Here is a 21,175-nt window from a genome sequence, read left to right as displayed (position 1 = left end):
TCGCAGGGCTTTTCTTACCCCGCGACGGCATCGCCTCGACCTTACCATAGGATAGCACGCGCCGCTTATGTAGAAATTGACCCAGATCAAGACATGCGCTCATAGGTTGTTAACCTTGCTGGGCCATGGTCGGCCTCCGGCGGGAACGGTTCCGCCCGAGGCTGGGGACCTCCTGATGACGGCAATGGATCATCTCGGCAAGCGGCTTGCCTTCATGCAGCTCGGCCCGGAGGCGCAGGCGCGCATCCGCGACGTCGGCGACGCCCTGGGTTCGTCCATTCCGGGCGCACTCGACGCCTTCTACGCGCAATTGCGCGCCTTCCCGGAAACGAAGGCGTTCTTCAGCAACGAACAGCACATCGAAGGCGCCAAGCAGCGCCAGGCCAGACATTGGGGCGGTATCGCCACCGGCAAATTCGACGAGAACTACATCGGCGCCGTCACCCAGGTCGGCAAGGTCCATGCCCGCATCGGCCTGGAGCCGCGCTGGTATATCGGCGGCTATGCCCTGATCATTGAGAAGCTGCTCGCCGGCGTGCTGGAAGCCCGCTGGCCGAAGAACGCGCTCGGCAAGCGCATGCCCGGCTGCGCCGAGCGCTCGGCCGAGATCGCGGCCATCGTCAAGGCGGCGATGCTCGACATGGACTACGCCATCACCGTCTATCTCGAAGCCTCCGAGGAAGCCCGGCTGAAGGCCCAGGCCGAGGCCCGCGCCATCGAGCAGGCCAAGGCGGCCGAGCGCGACCAGGCCATCGCCTGCGTCAGCCAGAGCATGGCCGCGCTCGCCGACGGCGACCTGACCTATCGCATGAGCGCCGAGATCCCGGCCGAATATTCCGAGATCCGCGACCATTTCAACGGCGCGATGGCGCGTCTCCAGGAGATGGTCGGCACGATCAAGGCGACCTCGGCCGCGATCGCCTCCTCCTCGCAGGAGATCAGCACCGGTGCGCAGGACCTGTCGATGCGCACCGAGCAACAGGCCTCGGCCCTTGAGGAGAGCGCGGCGACGACCGAGCAGCTCGCGGCCTCGGTCAAGACCTCGACCCAGGCGTCTCGCGAATCCGTCACACTGGCCGACGAAGCCCGCAATGTCGCACGCACCGGCGGCGATATCGTCCGGGAGGCCGTCGAGGCGATGGCCCGCATCGAAGGCGCTTCGAAGCGCATCTCGGAGATCACCGACGTGATCGACGGCATCGCCTTCCAGACCAACCTGCTGGCGCTCAATGCCGCCGTCGAGGCGGCCCGTGCCGGCGACGCCGGCCGCGGCTTCGCCGTCGTCGCAGCCGAGGTCCGGGCGCTGGCCCAGCGCTCGGCCGGTGCCGCCAAGGACATCACCGGCTTGATCTCGTCCTCCGATATAGAGGTCGCCGAAGGCGTCAAGCTCGTCCGTCAGGCCGGCGAGACGCTGGACCAGATCGTTGCGGCCTCCGCAAAGGTCTCCAGCACGGTCGAGGAGATCGCCTCAGCCTCCAGCGAACAGGCCAATGGCATCGATGAGATGAGCCAGACCGTCAGCCATATGGACGAGATCACCCAGCAGAACGCGGCGCTGGCCGAGGAAAGCGCCGCTTCGGCGAAGGTCCTGCTCGACCAGATCGATCAGCTCAACCGGCTGGTCTCGGCCTTCCGGACCGAACAGGGCGGAGCGATCAGCAGCGTTGCCGCGGCCCGGCGGCGCGCGGCCTGAGGCCTTTCCTTCTCCCCTTGCGGGAGAAGGCGGCCCGAAGGGCCGGATGAGGGGTCGCGCAGGACTTGGGAAATTGGCGACCGACTTACGATCAGCGTCGCGCGACCCCTCACCCCAACCCTCTCCCGCAGGGGGAGAGGGGGCAGGTCCCGGTTCGCAAACCTACCCGGTGAGCCGCCAGACCGAGCTGCGCTTGATCTCGGCATCCTCCAGCGCGCGCGTCACCGGCACCTCGTAGGTCGCGAGCGCTTCCAGCCTTTCGCGCGGCAGATAGCTGCGGCCGGGGTCGCCGATCAGCACCGTCGCCCCGCGCGCCGACAAACCTGACAGCCAAGCGATCACGCGCTCCGCCATCTCGCGCTCGTAGCAGACATCCCCGGCGCAGATGACATCCCAGCCTTCGTCCCGGCCGATCAGGTCATCGCAGCGCGGCGTCACAGCGACACCATTGGCGGCCGCATTGATGGCGATTGCCGCGGCCGCGAAAGCATCGATATCGCAGGCCTCGACCGGCCCGGCTCCCACCTTGGCCGCCGCGATCGCGACGAGGCCCGAGCCCGAGGCGAAATCCAGCATCCGCCGCCCGGCGACGATCTGGGGATTGTCCAGCAGATAGCGCGCCAGGGCCTGCCCACCGGCCCAGGCAAAGGCCCAGAACGGCGGCGGCAGGCCGATCACGGCGAGTTCGTCCTCGGTCTTCTGCCAGAGCTCCGTCGCCTCCTCGGCGACATGCAGCGCGACCTCCGGCGCATGCGGCACCGGCAATAACCTCGTATGGGCGCGGATGAAGGCTTCGCGATCGAGCACGGCCTCGCCGCTCATGCCACGGTCTCCGGCGCAGCACGGCCGAGCAGGCCAAGATAGAGCGCCTTCACGCCATTCATCACGTCGCGTTCGGTATGTCCGTCGAGCAGGCGGGCGCGGGCGCTCTCGCCCATGCGCTCCGCGAGGCGCGGGGCGCCCGCCAAGGCAACCAGCGCCCTGGCCAGTGCCGCGGCATCGTCGGCCGGAACCACCATGCCGTCCTGTCCATCGCGGACGAAGCTGCGGCAACCCGGCACGTCGGTCGTCAGGATCGCCCGGCCGCAGGACGCCGCCTCCAGGATCGTCCGCGGCAGCCCCTCGCCGCCCCGCGAGGGCAGGATGCAGAGATGATGCGCCTTCCAGACACCCTCGATATCACGCGTCGGCCCGGCCCATTCAATCCCTGGCCGCGCCGCCCATTCCTTCAGTGTCGCCTCCGGTATCGCTTTCGGATTGGACGGATCGGGCGCGCCATGGATGGTGAGCGTGACCTTCGCCCCCTCGGCCCGCGCCAATCTTACCGCCTCGACCGCAAGATCGACGCCCTTCGACCAGAGCATGCGCGCGACCAGCGCGACCTTGAGCGGCGGGGCCGGCGGCGTCGGCGAGGGCATCAGGATCAGCGGGTCGATGCCCGCACCGCCGACGATCGCGACCTTGCTCGCATCCTGCGGATCGAGCCCGAGCGTCACCGGATCGTCCGGGTTCTCGAACAGGAAGCGCACCTGGGGCCCATCGATGGCGCCGCGCAGCCAAGTGATCGCCGCGAAGCGGGCCATCGCCGCGAGTGCGCCCTGCTTCGCACCGAGGAAGCCGAGCCCGGTCAGGGCATAGACCCGCCGGTCGACACCAGCGAGCTTGCCGGCAAGCCCGGCGAGCGCGATCGGCTTCAGCGCGATGCAATGCAGGATATCGGGCTTTTCCGCCGCGATCAGGCGCTTCAGCGCCGTAACCTGCTTGAACAGCGCGCGTGGATCGAGGCTGCGCCGCTCCGCCTCTAGCCCGATCAGCCGGGCGCCGGTCGCCTCGATCACGCGCCGATGGTTGCGTTCGCGCGCGATCACCGCGACGTCGAAACCGAGTTCGCGCGCAGCCCGCGCCATCGGCAGGAAATGCGAGGCGAAGAACCAGTCCTCGGTGGCGACGAAAAGGAGTTTCGGGCGCGGCATCGCGCCATCAGGCCGATGCGGCAAAGAAGGTCAAGCCCGCTTGCGCCTCAGGGCCGCGCGGTCGCGACCGGCAGCACGCGGGCGAGCGCCGTCGGCGGATCGATCCGGCCGGCGCCATAGACCGGGTCGCGCCCCCGCGAACCGAGATCGGTCGCACTCTCGGCAAGCACCCGGCGGGCGCTGTCCGTATCGAGTTCCGGCTGCTTCTCGAGCAGGAGCGCGACCAGCGCCGTGACATGGGCCGCGGCGATCGAGGTGCCGGAGGTGAAGGCGTAGCGTCCGCCCGGTTCCGCCGTCAGCACGTCGACGCCCGGCGCGGCGATCGCGACGTAAGCACCGCGATTGGCGTCGCCGAAGACCTTGTCATCGGCATCGGTCGCCGTCACCGCGATCACGCTCGGGTCGGCGCCGGGATAGAGCGGGGCCGACCGGGCGCCGCCATTGCCGGCGGCGGCGACGGTGATCACGCCGCGCTCCTTCGCGCCGGCCAGCGCTTTCGACAGCAGACGATCCTGCGGGCCGGCGAAGCTGAGATTGACCACCTTGGCGCGCTGCTGGACGATCCATTCGAGCGCGGTCAGGATCTGGAACGACTTGCCGTTGGCCGAGGCCGCCTGCGGGCCGCCGAAGGCACGGGCCACGATGAGGCGCGCCGCAGGCGCAACGCCTTGCAACTCGCCATGGGCGACGATGGCCGTCGCCATCGAGGTGCCATGGGCATGCGGCGTCGCCAGCCCGTCGATCGCGTCGAGATAGCCGAGCACGGAGCCCCGGATTTCCGGGTGCTCCATGTCGACGCCGGAATCGATCAGGCCGACCCGGACATTGCGTCCCTGCGCGAGCTTGCGCGCTTCGCTCAGGCGCAGCTTGTCGACCACATATTGCGGCGGCAGGATGCGCCGCACCGCCGCGTTGCCCCGCGCCGCGGTCGTGGGATCGGCCAAGCGCAGGCCTTGCGTTGGCGCAAGCGTGCTCGCGTCCGAGGAGGCAGTGGCCGCGCCCGGTGGCGTGCCGACTCCGGAGAGCGAATCCTGCTGCAATTCGAACAGGAAGTTCGGCTGCGCCCCGGCGATATTGGTGTCGTCGCCCATCTCGGTGAGCACGGCGCGCAGGTCGCGCCCTGCCTCGAGCTTGGCCCGGATGATGGTGACGCCGGCGAGATCGAAGCGCTGGCGCGCGATCAGCGTCGCGCCATAGCGGCGCAGCACGGCTTCAGCCTCGACATTGGGCGCGAGCTCGAACAGCACCTCGTCGGGCACGAAGCGGTTCTCGCTGGGCGCCGGAACGATGCTGCGCTGGGCCCGCGGCTGCAGCCAGGAGCCCGGCGGCACCTGCACCCCACGGGTCCCCGACTGGCCCATGCCCGGCTGCTGCGGGCTCGTCGTCGGCGCGATGCGCTTGCCGTCGCCCGTCCCGCCCGCAGGTTGGGCGAAGGCCGGCCCTGGCACGAGCGCCAGCACGCATGCGAGGAAGCCGGCGCCAGCGAGGCACCGAACCGATGAATTCCGGCGAGCGAACGGGGACGGCAGCATGGCCTGACCCTCCTGCGACGACGACATCATGCCATGGCGCCCTGCAACCGCGCCAGCCGGATCACGGCGCCGGCGCGACGAAGCTGACGATGGCGCTCTCGCCCTTCATCCGCGCCGCGATCGCATCGACCTGGGCGGAGGAGAGCGAGGCGTCGCCGACACGCACCTTGAAGAAGCCGTTGGCGCGCGGGCCGTCGACCACCGAAGCGTCGAAGCGCTTGAAGAAGGAGGCGATCTCGCCGGCCCGCGCCTCGGGCGAGAAGCTCAGCAGCACATAGCTTTCCGACGGCCGCGCGCCGGGAGCCGAAGCGGTCTGGAAGCCGGGGCCACCATCGCGCAGCGCAAGCCCGGTGATCGCGACGCCCTGCAATGCGATGAGCGCGATCGCCGCCGCGCTGGCATAGGCGAGACGGCGCGGCGACTGCGCGGCCAGCAGCCCGCCGAGCCAACCGAGAAAGCCACGGCTGCTCTCCTGGGCACGGGCTAGAAGAGGCACCGGGCGGGCCTCGGCCTCGATCCCGGCCATCAGCTTTTCGAGCGCGTTGTGGGAGGGAGCACCGAGGCTCTCGTTGAGCAGGACCGTCTCGGCCATGTCGTCGCGGATGAGGTCGAGCCGGGCCGCAAGCTCGGCATCGGCAGCGAGGGCGGTCTCGATGCGGCGCTTGTCGGCGTCGGAGATCCGGCCGTTGGCGTAGAAGGGCAGCAGCTCCTCGAGCTCGCGGCGCTTCGGATCGCTGGCGATGCTGTCGTTCATCACGCCACTCCCTGGGCGGCGGGGCCGCACTTCATGAAAACGGAAACCCTACGGCCAGCCGCGGTCGATGCCGGCTGCCTTGAGCATTTCGCCCAGCTTCTTGCGGGCGTGGAAAAGCCGGGTCTTGACGGTATTCTCGGGAATACCGACGATCCGCGCGACCTCCTCGACGGAGGTCTCGTGGTAATAGACGAGGTCGATGACCTCGCGATGCTCGGCCGAAAGGCGTTCGAGACAGGCGCGAATGGCGAGACCCTTGTCCTGCTTCTGCAGCACGATCTCGGGGCCGTCTGCATCGTCCTCGAGGCTTTCGGCATAATCCTCGTCCAGCTCGGCATCGCGGCGCTTGCGCAGCAGCGACCAGGCCTTGTTCCGGGCAATGGCGAGCAGCCAGGTCGAGACCGAGGCGCGCGCCTCGAACCGGTCCGCCTGTCGCCACAGATCCATGAACACGTCACTGATCACATCCTCGGCAAGCGTCTCGTCGCGGACGAGCCGCAGCACGAAACGGTAGACCCGCACCTGGTGCCGCGAAAACAGCACCTTCATCGCGAGCCGGTCACCAGAGGCGATCCGTTTGACGAGATCCTCGTCCGATTCCGTATGCATTGCCCCTCGAAGGCCAGGCATCCCGGCTCGCATTCGGTTGTCGCGGCGAGCGGGGAAAAGGTTCAACCCGGCGCGCACATTAATCTGCATGCGCGGATTTGCCGATAGGCCGGCGCGGATCGGATAGGAGTTTTTTGCCCGAAAAGCAGACATTGCGCGGGGCGGGCGTTGCCAACGCGGTTAAGCAGATATGAAAAGGGGCGCTCGCGGCGCCCCAAATCGCATTCATCGCTATGCGGGAATTCCCGGCGTCAGCGGCGCTTGCCGGCCGTGCGCATCTGCATGTACTGCACGGCTTCCAGCAGCACCTTGCGCGGACGCTCGGCATCGCGCTTGGCCTGCTCGGCCTTGCGGGCGGCTTCGCGGGCGATCTCTTCCTGGCGCTTCTCTTCCTCGATGCGCGCACGCTCGATCGCTTCCAGGCGCTCCTTCTCGGCCCGGATCTTCGCCTTCTCGGCTTCGCGCTCGGCGCGAGCCTGGGCGATGGCTTCCCGCTCCTCGCGTCGCTGCACCATTACCGGGTCGTCGGCCTTCGGCCGGGCCTGGAAACGCTCGAGCAGCGCCTTCTTGGCATTGGCGGAATTGGACTGGCGGTCGGTAAAGCTGCGGTCGTTCGGGTTCTTCAAGGGTGATCTTCTCTCGGGTTGTTACGGGCGTTCATCGGCCTGCGCGGGCGAGATAATCCAGATCCGGTCGGATTGGTATCGAAATCGACGCGCGGCAGCCCCGCTTCCAGCGCTTATCGGGCGGCAGGTCCTGCATACTGCACGCTAAAAATGCATGAGAACGGCAGGATCGGCACCCATCAGGCGGGCGGGCCGGGTCCTGCATATGGGCGGCCCACCCTCCCCTGTCAATGCAAACGGCCCATGGCGGACGGCTTTGGCGCCAGAAAAGCAGCTCTATGCTTTACAAGCGCGGCATTTTCCCCAACAGGCAGGGCGACTGCAGCAACAACGTCGTGCTCCCGTGAAGACGCCTCAGCTCTCCGATTTCCGCCGCATCGTCGTCAAGGTCGGCTCCAGCCTGCTGGTCGACCGCAGCCGCGGCCGCCTGCGCCATGCCTGGCTCGCGGCGCTGGCCGAGGATCTCGCTGACCTCCACCAGCGTGGTGCCGACGTGCTCGTCGTCTCCTCCGGCGCGATCGCGCTCGGGCGCACCGTGCTCGGCCTGCCCTCCGGCCCCTTGCGGCTGGAGGAGAGTCAGGCCGCCGCCGCCGTCGGCCAGATCGCGCTCGCCCGCAACTGGGCCGAGGCGCTCGGCGCCCATGGCCTCACTGCCGGGCAGGTGCTGCTGACCCTGGCCGATACCGAGCAGCGCCGCCGCTATCTCAACGCGCGCGCGACGCTCGGCCGCCTGCTCGACCTGCGCGCCATCCCCGTCATCAACGAGAACGACACCGTCGCCACCACCGAGATCCGCTATGGCGACAATGACAGGCTCGCGGCGCGGGTCGCGACCATGGCCGGCGCCGACCTCCTGGTGCTGTTCTCCGATATCGACGGGCTCTATACGGCACCGCCCGCAAAGGACCCGAGCGCGCGGCATATCCCCGTCGTCGAGCGCATCACGCCCGAGATCGACGCCATGGCCGGCGGCGCGGCTTCCGAGCTCTCGCGCGGCGGCATGCGCACCAAGATCGAGGCCGGCAAGATCGCGGCAGCCGGCGGCACCCATATGCTGATCGCCGACGGACGCGCCAAGAACCCGCTCGCCAGCGTCGCCGAGGGCGGACGCTGCACCTGGTTCCTCACCGCATCGACGCCCGCCACCGCCCGCAAGACCTGGATCGCCGGCTCGCTGGAGCCGCGCGGCACGCTGCATCTCGATGCCGGCGCGGCCCGCGCGCTACGTGGCGGCGCGAGCCTGCTGCCGGTCGGCGTCACCCGGATCGAGGGCGAGTTCGCGCGCGGCGATGCCGTGCTGATCCGCGATCCCGAGGGGCAATTGCTCGGCCGCGGCCTCGTCGCCTATGACGCCTCGGAGGCCGCGTTGGTGCTCGGCAAGGCCTCGCGCGATATCGAGACCGTGCTCGGCTATCCCGGCCGCGCCGAGATGATCCACCGGGACGACATGGCGCTCGGGCTGGGCTAAGCTTCCTCACGGGCCGGCCTTCGCCGGCAAACCTTGGGCTTGAACGAGATGACCGGCGACAGCGCATTGCGCATCATCGCGACGAACGAGGCCGCCGATATCGGTGGCGTCATGGAGGATGTCGGCAAGCGCGCCCGCGCCGCCGCGCGCAAGGTCGCGCTCAGCCCAACCGCGCAGCGCAACGCCGCCCTCCTCGCCATGGCCGAAGCGTTGCGCGCCCGCAGCACCAAAATCCTCGCCGCCAATGCGCAGGACCTCGCGGACGGCAAGGCAGCAGGCCTGAGCGGTTCCTTCATGGACCGCCTCGCGCTCGACGAGACGCGCCTTGCCGCCATCGCGGATGCCGTTGCCGAGGTCGCCGACCTGCCCGATCCGCTCGGCCGCGTGATCGCCGAATGGACGCGGCCGAACGGCCTGCGCTTCGAGCGCGTCGCGACGCCGCTCGGCGTCATCGCCGTGATCTTCGAGAGCCGGCCGAATGTCACCGCCGATGCCGGCGCGCTCTGCCTGAAGAGCGGCAACGCCGCGATCCTGCGGGCCGGCTCCGATTCCTTCCGCTCCTCGACCGAGATCGCCGCCGCGATGCGCGAGGGTCTGGAAGCCGCCGGCCTGCCCAGCGACGCGATTCAGCTCGTGCCGACGCGCGACCGCGCCGCGGTCGGTGAAATCCTCTCGGGGCTGAACGGCAATATCGACGTCGTCGTGCCGCGCGGCGGCAAGAGCCTCGTCGCCCGCGTCCAGAGCGAGGCGCGCGTGCCGGTCTTCGCCCATCTCGACGGCAACTGCCATGTCTATGTCGATGCGAAGGCCGATTTCGCCATGGCCCGCGACATCCTGCTCAACGCCAAGCTCCGCCGCACCGGCGTCTGCGGCGCCGCCGAGACGCTGCTCGTCGATGAGGCCTGTGCCGGCACGCATCTCGCCCTGCTCGTCACTGCCCTGCTCGAAGCCGGCTGCGCCGTGCGCGGCGATGAAGCGGCCCGCGCCGTCGATGCACGTGTGAGCACCGCCACCGAAGAGGACTGGGCGACCGAATATCTCGACCGGATCATCGCGGTGAGGACCGTGCCGGGCCTCGATGCCGCGATCGACCATATCGAGCGCTACGGCTCGCATCACACCGATGCGATCGTCACCGCCGACGAGGCCGCCGCCGCCCGCTTCCTGGCGGAAGTCGATTCCGCGATCGTCGTCCACAATGCCTCGACCCAGTTCGCCGATGGCGGCGAGTTCGGCTTCGGTGCCGAGATCGGCATCGCCACCGGCCGCATGCATGCGCGCGGGCCGGTCGGCGTCGAGCAGCTCTGCTCCTTCAAGTACCGCGTCCATGGCGCGGGCCAGACCCGGCCCTGAAGCGAAGCCCCGCCTATGACGAGCGAGCTTCCGCGCCTGCCGTCCCGGCTGCCCTCCTTCGCGCCGGGCCTGCGCGTCGGGCTGTTCGGCGGCAGCTTCAACCCGGCCCATGACGGCCATCGGCTGGCGAGCCTCACCGCACTGCGCCGTCTCCAGCTCGACCGTGTCTGGTGGCTGGTCACGCCCGGCAATCCGCTGAAGGACAATGCGAAGCTGCCCTCGCTCGCCGAGCGCATCCGGCAGGCGCGCGCCCTCGCCGGCCATGCCCGCATCGACGTCACCGGCGTCGAGGCGATGCTGCGGACCCGCTACACGGCCGACACGCTGCGCGCGCTCAAGCGGCGCTGCCCCGGCGTGAGTTTCGTCTGGATCATGGGCTCCGACAATCTCGCCAGCTTCCACCGCTGGAACGAGTGGCGCGCGATCGCCCGGATGATGCCGATCGCGATCATCGACCGACCGGGCTCGACCCATAGCGCCATGGCCTCGCCGGCCGCCAACTGGCTCTCGCGCTGGCGCCTGCCCGAAAGCCGGGCCGCGAGCCTGCCGCGCATGCAGCCTCCGGCCTGGGTCTTCCTGCATGGGAAGCGCTCGACGTTATCCTCCACGATGCTACGCAAACAGGCCGGGCGCGATTGAACTCCGGCGCCTTCCGGCTTATTTTGGATCCATCGCGCCAAACGCGCATCAGGATCGAGAGGATACGTCACTGACCCGTCAAACCCTTGGTGAAGCCGAGCCGAAGCCGCTTCCCCAGGCCGCTATCGCGGACAATCCCTCTGCCGATAGCATCGCCCTTGCCCAGCGTGTCCTGGAGGACATGAAGGCCGAGGACATCACGGTGATCGACCTCGTTGGCAAGACGTCGCTGGCCGACGCGATGATCATCGCCTCGGGCAACGTCAACCGCCATGTCGCGGCCATCTCGGATGCCCTGGTGGAAGCCCTGAAGGCGTCGGGACTTCCGACGCCCAACGTCGAAGGCGTGCCTGCCTGCGACTGGGTGTTGATCGATACCGGCGACATCATCATCCACGTCTTCCGGCCCGAAGTGCGCCAGTTCTACAATCTCGAGAAGATGTGGGGCACCGATCGGCCGAACGAACGCCTCGACAGCTGAAACTGTTTTCGGATGCGGCTCGCGGTCATCGCCGTAGGCCGGCTCAAGGACGGGCCGGAACGGGAGCTCTGCGAGCGCTATCGTGAGCGCGGCGTCGCGCTCGGGCGCGGCATCGGCCTCGGTGGTCCCGACATCGTCGAGATCGCCGAGGGCCGCGGCCGGCGCCCCGAGGAGCGCAAGCGCGAGGAGGCTCAAGCCATCCTCGCGAAGGCGCAGCCCGGCTTGATCATCGCGCTGGACGAGCGCGGCCGCCAGCTCGGCAGCGAAGCCTTCGCCAGCCGCCTCGCCACCGCCCGCGATTCCGGCACCGGCCATGCCAGCCTGATCATCGGGGGCGCCGACGGCCTGAGCGAGGAGATCCGCGACAGGGCCGATATCACGCTCGCCTTCGGCGCCCTCACCATCCCGCACCAGATCGTGCGCGCGCTCGTGCTCGAACAGCTCTATCGCGCGATGACGATCATCTCCGGCCACCCCTATCATCGCGTATGAACTCACTGATTCGCCCCGGACTGCGCGGCCTGTGCCTTGCCGCCCTGCTGGCGACATCAGCTGCCGCGCTCGCCCAGACGCCCCAGCCCGATCCGGAAGCCCTCCAGCGCGAGGCGATGCAGAAGCTCGTCGAGAAGCAGGCGCGCGAAAGTGAGCTCAAGGCGATCGAACAGCGGCTCGCCGGCAATACCGAGGCCCGGGCCGCGCTTGAGAAGGAAATGGCCGCGATCCGGGCCGACCGCGCCGCGCTGAACAAGGCCTTGCTCGACACCACCGCGCGGACCCAGGCCGCCGAGGAGCGGTTGGGCGCGCTGGAGACCCGGCTCGGTCTGCTGCAATCCAGCGAGACCGCGATCCGCCGCTCGCTCGACGGCCGGCGCAACCTGATCGCCGAGGTGCTGGCCGCGCTGCAGCGCATTGGCCGGCGCCCGCCGCCCGCCGTGCTGGTCCGCCCGGAGGATATCCTGGAAGCCGTGCGCGCCTCGATGCTGCTCGGCGCCGTCGTGCCGGACCTGCGGCAGGAGGTCGAGATCCTCGGCACCGACCTCGCCGAACTCGTCCGCCTGCGCAACGGCATCGCCACCGAAAAGAGCCGGATCGGCACCGAGATGGAGCAGATCGCAAGCGAGCGCCAGCGCTTGGCTTCCCTGATCGAGGCGCGGCGCGAGCGCGAGACCACCGCCGCCCGGGATGTCGAGCAGCAGGCCACGCTCGGCAAGGAGCTCGCCGGCCAGGCCCGCTCGATGCGCGATTTCGTCGAAAAGATCGAGAAGGAGATCTCGGTCGCAAACAAGGCGGCCGACGCCGCCCGCCAGGCGATCGAGCAGGAGACCCGCGAGCAGCGCGAACGCATGACGGCACTCGCCTTCAAGGACCCGGCGCGGCTCGCCCCCAAGATCGCTTTCGCCGAGGCGAAGGGCCTGTTGTCCCTGCCGGCGGCAGGATCACGATTACGTGGTTTCGGCGATCCTGACGGCGCCGGCGGCACGATCCGGGGGATTTCTCTGGAAACCCGCGCGAACGCCCTAGTTTCGGCGCCTTCCGACGCTTGGGTAGTGTATGCGGGACCGTTCCGCTCGTTCGGGCAACTCTTGATCCTGAACGCGGGCGGAGGGTACTACATCCTGCTGGCCGGCATGCAGCGCATCGACGTTGCGCTCAATCAGTTCGTGCTGGCGGGAGAGCCGGTTGCGACAATGGGCGAAACGTCGGAAGCTGCGGCGACGACAGTAGGGGTGGGAACCGGGCAGCCGGTTCTGTATATCGAATTCAGGAAAGACGGCGTCTCGATCGATCCGACGCCGTGGTGGACGAAATCGCAAGGCGAAAAGGTTCGCGGATGATGCGCAAGGTTTCCCTCGTTCTCGCCGGCGCCATCATGGGCGCGGGCCTGACCGGTCTCGCCACCCAGACCAGGCTGCTGAGCTCGACCAGCGCGGTCGCGGCCTCGGCCGAGGTCTACCGCAGCCTCAATCTCTTCGGTGACATCTTCGAGAAGATCCGCACCGACTATGTCGACAAGCCGGACGAGCAGAAGCTGATCGAGGCCGCCATCAACGGCATGGTCTCCTCGCTCGACCCGCATTCGTCCTATCTCGACTCCAAGTCCTTCCGCGACATGGACACCGACATGCGCGGCCAGTTCGGCGGCCTCGGCATCGAGGTGACGATGGAGGACGGCGTCCTGAAGGTCGCCAAGCCCATCAAGGACACGCCCGCCTCCAAGGCTGGTATCCTCGCCAACGACATCATCCGCCAGATCGACGGCGCCGAGGTGAAGGGCCTGTCCCTGACCCAGGCGGTCGAGAAGATGCGCGGGCTGATCAACACCCAGGTCACGCTCAAGATCGACCGCCCGGGCAAGACCGAGCCGCTCGAATTCACCCTGACCCGCTCGACCATCGTCGTCCCGGCCGTCGAGGAGCGGGTCGAGGGCGATGTCGGCTATATCCGCATCGGCACCTTCTCCGAGCAGACCTATGACGGCCTGCGCAAGGCGATCGAGAAGACCACGAACGAGATCGGCGCCGACAAGCTCAAGGGCTTCGTCATCGACCTCCGCAACAACCGCGGCGGGCGCCTCGACCAGTCCGTGCTGGTCTCCGATGCCTTCCTCGATCGCGGCAAGATCGTCTCGACCCGCGGCCGCAACGCCGAGGAGACCCAGGTCTTCAACGCCAAGTCGGGCGACCTGACCAAGGGCAAGCCGGTCGTGGTGCTGATCAACGGCTCGTCCGCCTCGGCCGCCGAGATCGTCGCCGGCGCCCTGCAGGACCACAAGCGCGCGACCGTGATGGGCACGCGCTCCTTCGGCAAGGGTTCGGTCCAGACCGTGATCCCGCTTGGCTCGAATGGCGGCCTGCGCCTAACCACGGCGCGCTATTACACGCCGTCGGGCAACTCGATCCAGGCCAAGGGCATCACGCCGGACATCGAGGTCCAGCAGGAGATCCCGCAGGAGATCAAGGACAAGCTCGTCGAGAACAAGGGCGAAGCCGCGCTCAAGGGCCATCTCAAGGCCGGCGAGGGCGAAGAGCAGTCCGGCTCCAGCTCCTATGTCCCCTCCGATGCCACCAAGGACACCCAGCTCATCGCGGCGCTGAACCAGCTGCGCGGCGTCAAGACGGGTGCCGCAGCTCCCGCCGAAAAGCCCGCCGCTCCGGCTGCGCCCGCGACGACCGAGGCGCCCAAGCAGCCGAACTGAGCCGCAGCGCGCTCCAGGCACCCTGGCGAGAGCCACCCCGGCTCTCGATCCCGAACCAGAATCGCGTGCCCGGTCAGATTGCGATGCGATCTGATCGGCGCGTACTCTGGCGCGCGGACTGCTGATTCGGGTCCGTATCACAATTTCGAGGACGGCCTCTCTCGGCCGGAACGCCGCTGACGGAGCTCAATCGACCGCTCGGCCAGGATCGCCCGGTGGCCTCTGGCAGGCCCTGGGGACGCTGGCTCGCGACGGCGGCGGCCGGTTGCATCGGCGCGGCCATCCTCGCTCTCGCGCTGACGGTCGCGCTGCGCCGTGATCCCGATGGCGGCGAGCCGATGGCCGTGGCCTCGATCGAGAAGCGGGCCGCCCCCGTCCCGGCCGTTCCCGTCAATCCCGGCCCGGTCGCGGCGACACCGCAGGGGCCGGCCAGTGCGGCCCAGCTCGAACATAGCGCCGGGGTGACCGTGACACGCGCCGGCGAGGATGCGCCGGAAGCCATCGTCATCACCATTCCCGACGAGGCCCGTACGCAGAAGCTCGCGGCCGCGCCCGACAATCGCCTGGTCGAGCGCTCGCGCTACGGCCTGCTCCCGAAGGTCGGCCCCGAGGGCGCGACCCCGGCCAAGATCTATGCCCGCCCGCTCGGTCCCGAGCCCGCGACCAAACCGGCCGGACGCATCGCTTTGCTCGTCGGCGGCCTCGGCATCAGCCAGAGCGGCACGGCCGACGCGATCGCGAAGTTGCCCCCGGCGGTGTCGCTCGCCTTCGCGCCCTATGGCACCGAACTCGAACGCACCGTCCAGCGCGCCCGCAGCGAAGGCCACGAGGTCTTCCTGCAGCTCCCGATGGAGCCTTTCGACTATCCCGACAACGATCCCGGCCCGCATACCCTGCTGACCGGCCCGAAGGCGCCGGACAATATCGACAAGCTGCATTGGGCGCTCGGCCGCTTCACCGGCTATGTCGGCATCGTCAATTTTCTCGGGGGCCGCTTCACCTCGGACGATGGCGCCCTCTCCCCGGTCCTGCGCGAACTCGCCGGACGCGGGCTGATGGTCGTCGATGACGGCTCCTCCGCGCGCAGCCTGCTCGCTGGCTCGGCCGATCGTGCCCGCGCCCCGGCGCTGAAGGTCGACCGCGTCATCGACAGCGTGACCCGCCCCGACGCGATCGACAAGGAACTGGCCGCCCTCGAAAACATCGCCCGCGAACAGGGCATCGCGGTCGCCGCCGCCAGCGCGCTGCCGGTCTCGATCGAGCGCATCAACCGCTGGGCGCAATCGCTGGAAGCCAAGAAGATCGTGATCGTGCCGGTCAGCGCCGCTCGCGGCTTCCGCTCGCCCAAGAGCACCGGATCGATCCCGACCGGGTCGATCAAATCCACCGGATCGCAACAATGACCGACAAGGCCCCCGAAGGCTATCGCCCCTGCGTGGGCCTGGCCCTGTTCAATGCCGAGGGGCTCGTCTTCGTTGGCCGGCGCGCCGACAAGACCAAGCGCGAGCATGTCGCGCCGGGCCATGCCTGGCAGATGCCGCAGGGCGGCATCGATGAGGGCGAGACGCCGCTGGAGGCCGCCCGCCGCGAGCTCGCGGAGGAGACCGGCGTCACCTCGGTCGAGCTTCTCGGTGAGGCACCGGGCTGGCTCGCCTATGACCTCCCGGTCGATATCGGCAAGGAAGCCTGGAAAGGCCGCTGGCGCGGCCAGGCGCAGAAATGGTTCGCCTTCCGCCTCACCGGCCCCGAGGACGAGATCAACATCCTGACCCCGGCCGGCGGGCATAAGCCCGAGTTCGACGCCTGGCGCTGGGCGCAGCTCGACGAGACCCCGGAGCTGATCATCCCCTTCAAGCGCGACGTCTACCGGCAGATCGCCCGGCATTTCGCACCCTTCACGGGCGGGAGCGGCAAGAGGGGCTGAGCCCCGCTTCAGCTCATCGTGTAGACGATGCGGCCGATCCAGTAGCTCTGGTAGAGGATATGCGTGCTGGCGAGCGCGATATGGACCCAGCGTCGCGCGGAAATATAGGCGACGAGGCAAAGCGCCAGCCCGATCGGGACCTGCACGAGATAGTCGCCGCTGAGCTGGTTCCAGTATTCCGTGCCCTTGATCAGGGTATCGACGGCATCGAGCACGAAGGCCGCCGCCAGCAGGCCGAAGAACCAGCGCCGGCGCCGGATGAAGAAATCCTCGTAGCCGGCATATTCGGCGATGTTGTCCGGGAAGAGCAGCGCCGAGATCAGGTAGAGCACGATGGCATAGCCGATCAGGAAGAGATAAACGCCGAAATTCCAGGCCGGGAGGCGCGACAGCCCGAACTCCCACCACCAGAACAGCACGAGTTCCAGCAGGATCGAGCCGACCCAGAGCATGTGGAGCAGTGAGACGCGATGATGGCCGGGGTGCTGGATGAAGCCCGCGATCCCCGCCAGCATCCGGGTGATGGCGAGGCCGATGACCATGCCCATGACGATACGGACATGGGGGAAGAGTTCATGCGGCGAGACGGTCTCCATGCCCTCTGCTTAGAGCAACAATCGCAGCGGTGGCCATCGATTTCGGGAGATTTGCGCAGCGACCGCGCTTCTCCTCTAACGACAGGAAGACCAGCGCATATGCCGTCAAACCACTGCCATCGCTTCGGGGCGCAAGCTTGCCAGTCCCGCTTGCGAAAGCTAAAGCGCTTGTCGCGAGGTAACGTCCTTGATCCCGTCACGGGATACAGAATGTCCGGGAACGGCCCGGCCCCTTCCTTTCGGGCCGGTTTATGACGACATCCTCGACCAGCACGATCAACGCAGCGCCACTGATCCGGTGGTTCATATCCTCTGCGACGATGACGGTTCCGCAGGCGGCGGGGCCGGTCGCCTTCGCGCTCGTCGCCCTGGCGCTCACCGGCGACACCAGCGCCGGCGCGGCCATGATCTTGTCGATGACGCTCGCCCAGGTGATCGGCGCCATCCCGATCACGCGCCTGGGCCTAGGTTTCGCGCCCACGACGTTCCTGCGGCTTCTGGTGGTGTTCAGGACGATCGCGCTCGGCACGCTCGCCCTGCTTGCGCACCATGCAATCCCCGTCGTCTGGCTGGTTGCGGCATCGGCATTGGCCGGGCTGGTGAATGGCGCGGCCGCCGGATATCTGCGAACGATCCTCAACGAGCTTGCGCCAGCGTCGAAGCTTCCGCGCGCGCTCGGGATCTCAGCCACGCTGAACGAGACCACATTCGTTCTGGCGCCGGTGGCGGCTTCCGGGCTGGGCACCATCTCGCCGGTCTTCGCGGTCGTGGCCATCGCCGTGCTCGGGGCAATCCCCGCGCTCTTGCTTCCGACCGTCAGGCCCGAGGCCTCTCCCGACGAGGTGCATGCCCCGGACGCGTCGATCATCAGCCCGTCGATCCTGATTTGGCTCATGTGTGCTGCGGCAGGCGGAGCGACGGTGGCCGCGCTGGAGATCGGCGCCGTCGCACTGGCGCTGCATTTCGGCTATGCGCCGTCGCTGGCGATCCTGTTCACCGTCCCGCTTTGCCTGGCTTCGGTCGCAGGCGGCATCTGGGTCAGCATCCGGAACCGCATGGCGAGCCGTCGGGCGGTCCTGATCCAGTTGGCGATCATGACGTCCGGGGCAATCCTGGCGGCGCTTCAGATTTCCATGCTCGTGACCGTCATCGGTGCCGTCCTGATCGGCGCCGTCCTCGCGCCGCTGGGCACCTATTACTCCCTCGTCCTCGATACGCTCGCGCCGCCGAAGAGACGTGCGGAGGTCTTCGCCTTGCTGCGGACGGCAAACGCGGTCGGCGTGATCGTGGTGAGCGCGGTGATGACCGCGGTTTCCCTTTCGACGTCGCTGATCACGGTCAGCTGCATGATGGCGTCCGTCGTGATCGTCGTCGGCATCGTGTCGCGCCGGTCTTGAGCGCAGCGATCGCGGGCAGCCCGAACATCGACTGCTATCCGCTGCCTTGGAAATGGCGTCCCGGAAGGGATTCGAACCCCTGACCTACGGTTTAGGAAACCGTTGCTCTATCCTGCTGAGCTACCGGGACAAACCTTAAATCTCAATGCGTCTCAGTTACTTAGGCGTATACGGCACAAATTAAACCGTTGGCCGTGTGCCGGAAATCGTGACACCCATCTTCCGGGCCGCTTTCAGGCCCAAGCTGCGAAGCCAGGTTGAAGCCGATTGGCTATCCTGCTTCGATGCCTGCTCAAGCGCAGACTTCTCAGCCTTCGAGACGAGCACCTGAATCCGTTCGGTACGTTCGCTTGACATACACATAACCTACACAACCGCCGCAGCATTTGCAAGCGCTGTTTCGGCCGGGCGCTTCACCTTTTCCTGCTCTTCCTTGGTCAGGAACTGCAGATAAATCTCGGTCGTGCTGACGCTCTTGTGGCCAAGATGCTGCTGCAAATCATAGATGGACCGCCCTGCCCTCAGCCAATCGACGGCGAACCAATGGCGCAGATCGTGGAAGCGGAACCCGGTGAAATCCCGCTTGATTTTCTGTGCCTTCTTTTGTGCCGCCTTGGTCGCCTTGCTAAAGATGAAGCTGGCGTTCTTCGCCTCCTCCCCATCGAAGTGGAACAGGTGCTTCGTCTTGATCGACGCGGGGAGCGACGAGAGCACCCGAACGGCCTCGGCATCGATGGCGACGGTGCGCCGCTTGTTGCCCTTGCCGATCACGGTCAGGGTCGAGGCCTTGACGTTCAGGTCCGTCCGGTTGATGCCAGTTATCTCGCTGATGCGGGCGCCGGTCGCCCTGCCCGCCACCATGAGAGCTCCCATGGTTGGCGAGAGCCTTGACCGCATGAACTCGTAATCGGCCTCGGTCGGGAGCAGGATCGGGTCGCGGCGCTCCTTCGTGCGCTTAAGCACCAGCGCTGCCGGGTTGCCCTGCCGCCATCCATTGAACTCCGCGAACTCCAGCAGGGACGAGAGCGCTTGTAAATCCCGACGAACGGTCGCATTGCTGACGGCCGTCTGCCTCTCCTTGCGCATGTCCATGATGTGGCTGCGCTCGATCTCGTCGACATAGAGATGCGCGAAAAACGTCTCGACCTGGCGGATTGAGCAGTCGTACCGGATTCCTGTCGCTGGACCGACATGCGTCGCGATATGCTTTTGCCATTCGAGCTTGGCCGCGAGCCATGATCTCCGGTCTTCCCCATAGCGGGCGGCGCCGGTCGCCTTCTCGATCATCTTCGCGACGCGCGTTCGCGCAGTCTTTGGGTCATCTGTTCGCAGGCTCTCGCGATGTTCTCGTCCTGCAACGGTAAACCGCGACCATAGCTTGTCGCCCCGCCAGTACGTGTGTTTAGGCGCCTTCGGTCTTGAGGGCATTGCGTGCGCTCCCTTATCCAGTTGCGAAGCGCGGCTTCGTCAAAGGTCCATGAGCCGCCAAGCTTGGCCGCCCCTGGTATCTCACCGCGCAGCGCTAAGGCTTGCACGGTGCGGAGGCTCAGGCCAGTGATGGCAACTGCGTCTTGTGGCCGGACGCGCTCAGCCTGTCTCGCCTCCCTACTCATGGTGAAGCCGGGGGATTGGGGGTGGCATCCGCGAGACCTGAAGAGCGGTTCTCCAGAGCCTTGCGCGCCCTGCGAAAGTCGCCTGTCGTGATCTCGACGCGGTTGACCCCGTAGACAGCGCGGTCGTCGGGGTCGTTCTCATGAGACTCGCGCCATTCGCCCGGCCTCGTCTCGTATCGGTAGAAGTACGCTTCCGCGAGCCGAGCAAATGGCTCTAGGGCCGCGTATGCCTCGTCGAGTTTCGGCTGAAGCTGGCGAGCGCTATAGAGCGGCCCAGCCAGAGCGAGCTTGATTTGCAGGTCGTCGATCATCGCTACAAGCGATTGGACCAGCGCTCCATCGTTCAGCACGTTATAGGGCCGGTAAGCGCGCGCCTTCTCAAGCAACGCAGCCGCCGTCAGGGCTTGAGGGTCAAGCGTCATGGCGGGCCTCCATCACGATAATGGTGCTGTCATCGACATTGTCTTGCTGGCGCGTCCATCCCCCTTGGCAAGCGTAGAACGACCCCTTGCGCAGCCAGAACTCGCGCGACCCGTCGTGCAGCTTCGCCAGAATGGCCTTCTCTGCGTCGGTCTGAGGCGTCAAGACGATCTGCTCGCGTCCGTCTTCAATGTAGAGCGCAATCTTCACGACCGCTTCTCCCAATCAGCCGTCAGCATCTCGTGCTGATCGGGCTCCACAGTCTTCCGAGGCCAGAAGATCCAGACCGCAAAGCGGAGGATGCAGGCGATGATCGTGATGGCGATCGAAGCCGCGATAATGAGGAGAGCCAGGGTCACGCTTCCACCTCCGTCTTGGAGGGGTTCAGCATCGCCTTGGCTACCAACGGTTCGCCCTTCGCTCGATAGCGCCGGTTCAGGATGTTTTTGATGGTGCTAGCCGAGACGCGGTAATAGCCGGCCAGATACTGTGTGTGCCACCCGCGCGCCTTATGAGCCCGGATCTCCTCGTGCTGCTCAGCCGTCAGCTTAGGTTCAACTCCGGTGATGAGCCCCAGCGCGACGCCGTGCAGCGTATTCTCACGAGGCGTGCACCATTCCAGATTGACGACCGAGTTATCGGTCTTGATGCCATTGATGTGATTGATCGAGTTCTTCTGCTCGGGGTTAGGGATGAAGGTGCGAGCAATAAGCCGGTGTACGGCGATCGTTTTTCCCCGGTCACCGCCCTTGTAGAGCGCGACGAGCAGATACCCAGCAGGGCTTGGGCTGCCCTTCAGAAGCTGCCCGCTGCGGTGGCTGAGAATTCGCCCGTCTAGGGTCGCGGCATAGAGGCCTTCGTACCCGGCGATATCGCGCTGCCCAACGTAGAACGCCATGGG

Annotated in this window: 24 protein-coding genes and 1 tRNA gene; 11 read left to right on the top strand and 14 right to left on the bottom strand. The window is 67.3% G+C overall.

The genetic code is table 11. The annotated features are described in order from the left end of the window. Positions 1 to 175: 175 nt before the first annotated feature. Positions 176 to 1,693, top strand: a complete 1,518-nt coding sequence (locus AC07NY_RS02440) for a methyl-accepting chemotaxis protein (RefSeq protein WP_494581549.1) — start codon at positions 176 to 178, stop codon at positions 1,691 to 1,693. A gap of 162 nt (positions 1,694 to 1,855) precedes the next feature. On the opposite strand, the gene AC07NY_RS02435 is transcribed toward AC07NY_RS02440, so the two are convergent. The 6 genes from AC07NY_RS02435 to AC07NY_RS02410 all read right to left on the bottom strand — a co-directional run bounded on the left by AC07NY_RS02435 (position 1,856) and on the right by AC07NY_RS02410 (position 7,187). Next, positions 1,856 to 2,515 (bottom strand): class I SAM-dependent methyltransferase, encoded by a 660-nt coding sequence (locus AC07NY_RS02435; protein WP_494581547.1) that lies wholly within the window; start codon positions 2,513 to 2,515, stop codon positions 1,856 to 1,858. Continuing rightward, positions 2,512 to 3,666, bottom strand: coding sequence for a glycosyltransferase (locus AC07NY_RS02430; protein WP_494581546.1), 1,155 nt, complete (start codon positions 3,664 to 3,666; stop codon positions 2,512 to 2,514). The genes AC07NY_RS02435 and AC07NY_RS02430 overlap by 4 nt, the downstream gene beginning before the upstream one ends. A gap of 47 nt (positions 3,667 to 3,713) precedes the next feature. Beyond that, positions 3,714 to 5,198 (bottom strand): S8 family serine peptidase, encoded by a 1,485-nt coding sequence (locus tag AC07NY_RS02425; protein ID WP_494581544.1) that lies wholly within the window; start codon positions 5,196 to 5,198, stop codon positions 3,714 to 3,716. Positions 5,199 to 5,259: 61 nt separating this feature from the next. Then, positions 5,260 to 5,952: a hypothetical protein gene (locus AC07NY_RS02420; protein WP_494581542.1), complete on the bottom strand. Its 693-nt coding sequence runs from the start codon at positions 5,950 to 5,952 to the stop codon at positions 5,260 to 5,262. Positions 5,953 to 6,000: 48 nt separating this feature from the next. Beyond that, positions 6,001 to 6,561, bottom strand: coding sequence for a sigma-70 family RNA polymerase sigma factor (locus AC07NY_RS02415; RefSeq protein ID WP_257734052.1), 561 nt, complete (start codon positions 6,559 to 6,561; stop codon positions 6,001 to 6,003). A 251-nt stretch (positions 6,562 to 6,812) separates the two neighbouring features. Then, positions 6,813 to 7,187, bottom strand: a complete 375-nt coding sequence (locus tag AC07NY_RS02410) for a DUF6481 family protein (RefSeq protein ID WP_199092391.1) — start codon at positions 7,185 to 7,187, stop codon at positions 6,813 to 6,815. A gap of 343 nt (positions 7,188 to 7,530) precedes the next feature. On the opposite strand from AC07NY_RS02410, the gene proB reads away from it, so the two are divergent. From proB to AC07NY_RS02365, 9 genes are all read left to right on the top strand, one after another. Further along, a complete protein-coding gene (proB, locus tag AC07NY_RS02405; RefSeq protein WP_492285572.1) occupies positions 7,531 to 8,655 on the top strand; it encodes a glutamate 5-kinase in 1,125 nt (374 codons plus the stop codon). A 111-nt stretch (positions 8,656 to 8,766) separates the two neighbouring features. Continuing rightward, positions 8,767 to 10,008 carry a glutamate-5-semialdehyde dehydrogenase gene (locus AC07NY_RS02400; protein ID WP_494583656.1) on the top strand — a complete coding sequence of 414 codons (1,242 nt, stop codon included), beginning with the start codon at positions 8,767 to 8,769 and terminating at the stop codon, positions 10,006 to 10,008. A gap of 15 nt (positions 10,009 to 10,023) precedes the next feature. Further along, positions 10,024 to 10,647, top strand: coding sequence for a nicotinate-nucleotide adenylyltransferase (locus tag AC07NY_RS02395; protein ID WP_494581540.1), 624 nt, complete (start codon positions 10,024 to 10,026; stop codon positions 10,645 to 10,647). 70 nt (positions 10,648 to 10,717) lie between these two features. Beyond that, positions 10,718 to 11,128, top strand: coding sequence for a ribosome silencing factor (gene rsfS / locus AC07NY_RS02390; RefSeq protein ID WP_494583654.1), 411 nt, complete (start codon positions 10,718 to 10,720; stop codon positions 11,126 to 11,128). A gap of 12 nt (positions 11,129 to 11,140) precedes the next feature. Next, positions 11,141 to 11,620, top strand: a complete 480-nt coding sequence (gene rlmH / locus AC07NY_RS02385) for a 23S rRNA (pseudouridine(1915)-N(3))-methyltransferase RlmH (RefSeq protein WP_492285575.1) — start codon at positions 11,141 to 11,143, stop codon at positions 11,618 to 11,620. After that, positions 11,617 to 12,963, top strand: a complete 1,347-nt coding sequence (locus AC07NY_RS02380; RefSeq protein WP_494581538.1) for a murein hydrolase activator EnvC family protein — start codon at positions 11,617 to 11,619, stop codon at positions 12,961 to 12,963. Before rlmH ends, AC07NY_RS02380 begins: the two co-directional genes overlap by 4 nt. Continuing rightward, a complete protein-coding gene (locus tag AC07NY_RS02375) occupies positions 12,963 to 14,324 on the top strand; it encodes a S41 family peptidase (protein WP_494581536.1) in 1,362 nt (453 codons plus the stop codon). The genes AC07NY_RS02380 and AC07NY_RS02375 overlap by 1 nt, the downstream gene beginning before the upstream one ends. A 215-nt stretch (positions 14,325 to 14,539) precedes the next feature. Further along, complete coding sequence (locus AC07NY_RS02370) at positions 14,540 to 15,727, top strand: divergent polysaccharide deacetylase family protein (protein ID WP_494581534.1); 1,188 nt, start codon at positions 14,540 to 14,542, stop codon at positions 15,725 to 15,727. Next, positions 15,724 to 16,248: an RNA pyrophosphohydrolase gene (locus AC07NY_RS02365; protein WP_494581533.1), complete on the top strand. Its 525-nt coding sequence runs from the start codon at positions 15,724 to 15,726 to the stop codon at positions 16,246 to 16,248. The genes AC07NY_RS02370 and AC07NY_RS02365 overlap by 4 nt, the downstream gene beginning before the upstream one ends. Positions 16,249 to 16,256: 8 nt before the next feature. Here the strand turns inward: AC07NY_RS02365 and AC07NY_RS02360 are convergent, their stop codons facing one another. Continuing rightward, a complete protein-coding gene (locus AC07NY_RS02360) occupies positions 16,257 to 16,844 on the bottom strand; it encodes a hypothetical protein (protein ID WP_494581531.1) in 588 nt (195 codons plus the stop codon). A 320-nt stretch (positions 16,845 to 17,164) separates the two neighbouring features. Here AC07NY_RS02360 and AC07NY_RS02355 point away from each other — a divergent pair, with 320 nt between their 5' ends. Next, positions 17,165 to 18,241 (top strand): MFS transporter, encoded by a 1,077-nt coding sequence (locus tag AC07NY_RS02355; protein WP_494581529.1) that lies wholly within the window; start codon positions 17,165 to 17,167, stop codon positions 18,239 to 18,241. 53 nt (positions 18,242 to 18,294) lie between these two features. Here AC07NY_RS02355 and AC07NY_RS02350 read toward each other — a convergent pair. The 7 genes from AC07NY_RS02350 to AC07NY_RS02320 form a co-directional block, all read right to left on the bottom strand. Further along, positions 18,295 to 18,371: transfer RNA gene (locus AC07NY_RS02350), tRNA-Arg, on the bottom strand. A gap of 236 nt (positions 18,372 to 18,607) precedes the next feature. Continuing rightward, positions 18,608 to 19,528, bottom strand: a complete 921-nt coding sequence (locus AC07NY_RS02345; protein ID WP_494581527.1) for a tyrosine-type recombinase/integrase — start codon at positions 19,526 to 19,528, stop codon at positions 18,608 to 18,610. Beyond that, on the bottom strand, positions 19,525 to 19,854 hold the full coding sequence (locus AC07NY_RS02340) for a helix-turn-helix domain-containing protein (RefSeq protein ID WP_494581525.1): 330 nt from the start codon (positions 19,852 to 19,854) through the stop codon (positions 19,525 to 19,527). Before AC07NY_RS02340 ends, AC07NY_RS02345 begins: the two co-directional genes overlap by 4 nt. Continuing rightward, a complete protein-coding gene (locus AC07NY_RS02335; protein ID WP_494581523.1) occupies positions 19,851 to 20,276 on the bottom strand; it encodes a hypothetical protein in 426 nt (141 codons plus the stop codon). Before AC07NY_RS02335 ends, AC07NY_RS02340 begins: the two co-directional genes overlap by 4 nt. Next, positions 20,266 to 20,484 (bottom strand): hypothetical protein, encoded by a 219-nt coding sequence (locus tag AC07NY_RS02330; protein ID WP_494581522.1) that lies wholly within the window; start codon positions 20,482 to 20,484, stop codon positions 20,266 to 20,268. The genes AC07NY_RS02335 and AC07NY_RS02330 overlap by 11 nt, the downstream gene beginning before the upstream one ends. Beyond that, entirely contained in the window at positions 20,481 to 20,633 is a 153-nt protein-coding gene (locus tag AC07NY_RS02325; protein WP_494581520.1) for a hypothetical protein, read from the bottom strand. The genes AC07NY_RS02330 and AC07NY_RS02325 overlap by 4 nt, the downstream gene beginning before the upstream one ends. Beyond that, entirely contained in the window at positions 20,630 to 21,172 is a 543-nt protein-coding gene (locus AC07NY_RS02320; RefSeq protein WP_494581518.1) for an HNH endonuclease, read from the bottom strand. Before AC07NY_RS02320 ends, AC07NY_RS02325 begins: the two co-directional genes overlap by 4 nt. Positions 21,173 to 21,175 lie beyond the last annotated feature (3 nt).

The sequence above is a fragment of the Allobosea sp. GW821-FHT09G06 genome (genome assembly GCF_059416005.1).
Note: the sequence above shows the minus strand (reverse complement) of the source record. Positions and strands in the feature narration are given on the sequence as shown.

Bases quoted from the DNA above. Each gene is read 5' to 3' on its own strand.
- AC07NY_RS02440 (WP_494581549.1), top strand. From the start codon at position 176: ATGACGGCAATGGATCATCTCGGCAAGCGGCTTGCCTTCATGCAGCTC.
- AC07NY_RS02435 (WP_494581547.1), bottom strand. From the start codon at position 2,515: ATGAGCGGCGAGGCCGTGCTCGATCGCGAAGCCTTCATCCGCGCCCAT.
- AC07NY_RS02430 (WP_494581546.1), bottom strand. From the start codon at position 3,666: ATGCCGCGCCCGAAACTCCTTTTCGTCGCCACCGAGGACTGGTTCTTC.
- AC07NY_RS02425 (WP_494581544.1), bottom strand. From the start codon at position 5,198: ATGCTGCCGTCCCCGTTCGCTCGCCGGAATTCATCGGTTCGGTGCCTC.
- AC07NY_RS02420 (WP_494581542.1), bottom strand. From the start codon at position 5,952: ATGAACGACAGCATCGCCAGCGATCCGAAGCGCCGCGAGCTCGAGGAG.
- AC07NY_RS02415 (WP_257734052.1), bottom strand. From the start codon at position 6,561: ATGCATACGGAATCGGACGAGGATCTCGTCAAACGGATCGCCTCTGGT.
- AC07NY_RS02400 (WP_494583656.1), top strand. From the start codon at position 8,767: ATGGAGGATGTCGGCAAGCGCGCCCGCGCCGCCGCGCGCAAGGTCGCG.
- AC07NY_RS02395 (WP_494581540.1), top strand. From the start codon at position 10,024: ATGACGAGCGAGCTTCCGCGCCTGCCGTCCCGGCTGCCCTCCTTCGCG.
- rlmH (WP_492285575.1), top strand. From the start codon at position 11,141: ATGCGGCTCGCGGTCATCGCCGTAGGCCGGCTCAAGGACGGGCCGGAA.
- AC07NY_RS02380 (WP_494581538.1), top strand. From the start codon at position 11,617: ATGAACTCACTGATTCGCCCCGGACTGCGCGGCCTGTGCCTTGCCGCC.
- AC07NY_RS02375 (WP_494581536.1), top strand. From the start codon at position 12,963: ATGCGCAAGGTTTCCCTCGTTCTCGCCGGCGCCATCATGGGCGCGGGC.
- AC07NY_RS02365 (WP_494581533.1), top strand. From the start codon at position 15,724: ATGACCGACAAGGCCCCCGAAGGCTATCGCCCCTGCGTGGGCCTGGCC.
- AC07NY_RS02360 (WP_494581531.1), bottom strand. From the start codon at position 16,844: ATGGAGACCGTCTCGCCGCATGAACTCTTCCCCCATGTCCGTATCGTC.
- AC07NY_RS02355 (WP_494581529.1), top strand. From the start codon at position 17,165: ATGACGGTTCCGCAGGCGGCGGGGCCGGTCGCCTTCGCGCTCGTCGCC.
- AC07NY_RS02345 (WP_494581527.1), bottom strand. From the start codon at position 19,528: ATGATCGAGAAGGCGACCGGCGCCGCCCGCTATGGGGAAGACCGGAGA.
- AC07NY_RS02340 (WP_494581525.1), bottom strand. From the start codon at position 19,854: ATGAGTAGGGAGGCGAGACAGGCTGAGCGCGTCCGGCCACAAGACGCA.
- AC07NY_RS02335 (WP_494581523.1), bottom strand. From the start codon at position 20,276: ATGACGCTTGACCCTCAAGCCCTGACGGCGGCTGCGTTGCTTGAGAAG.
- AC07NY_RS02320 (WP_494581518.1), bottom strand. From the start codon at position 21,172: ATGGCGTTCTACGTTGGGCAGCGCGATATCGCCGGGTACGAAGGCCTC.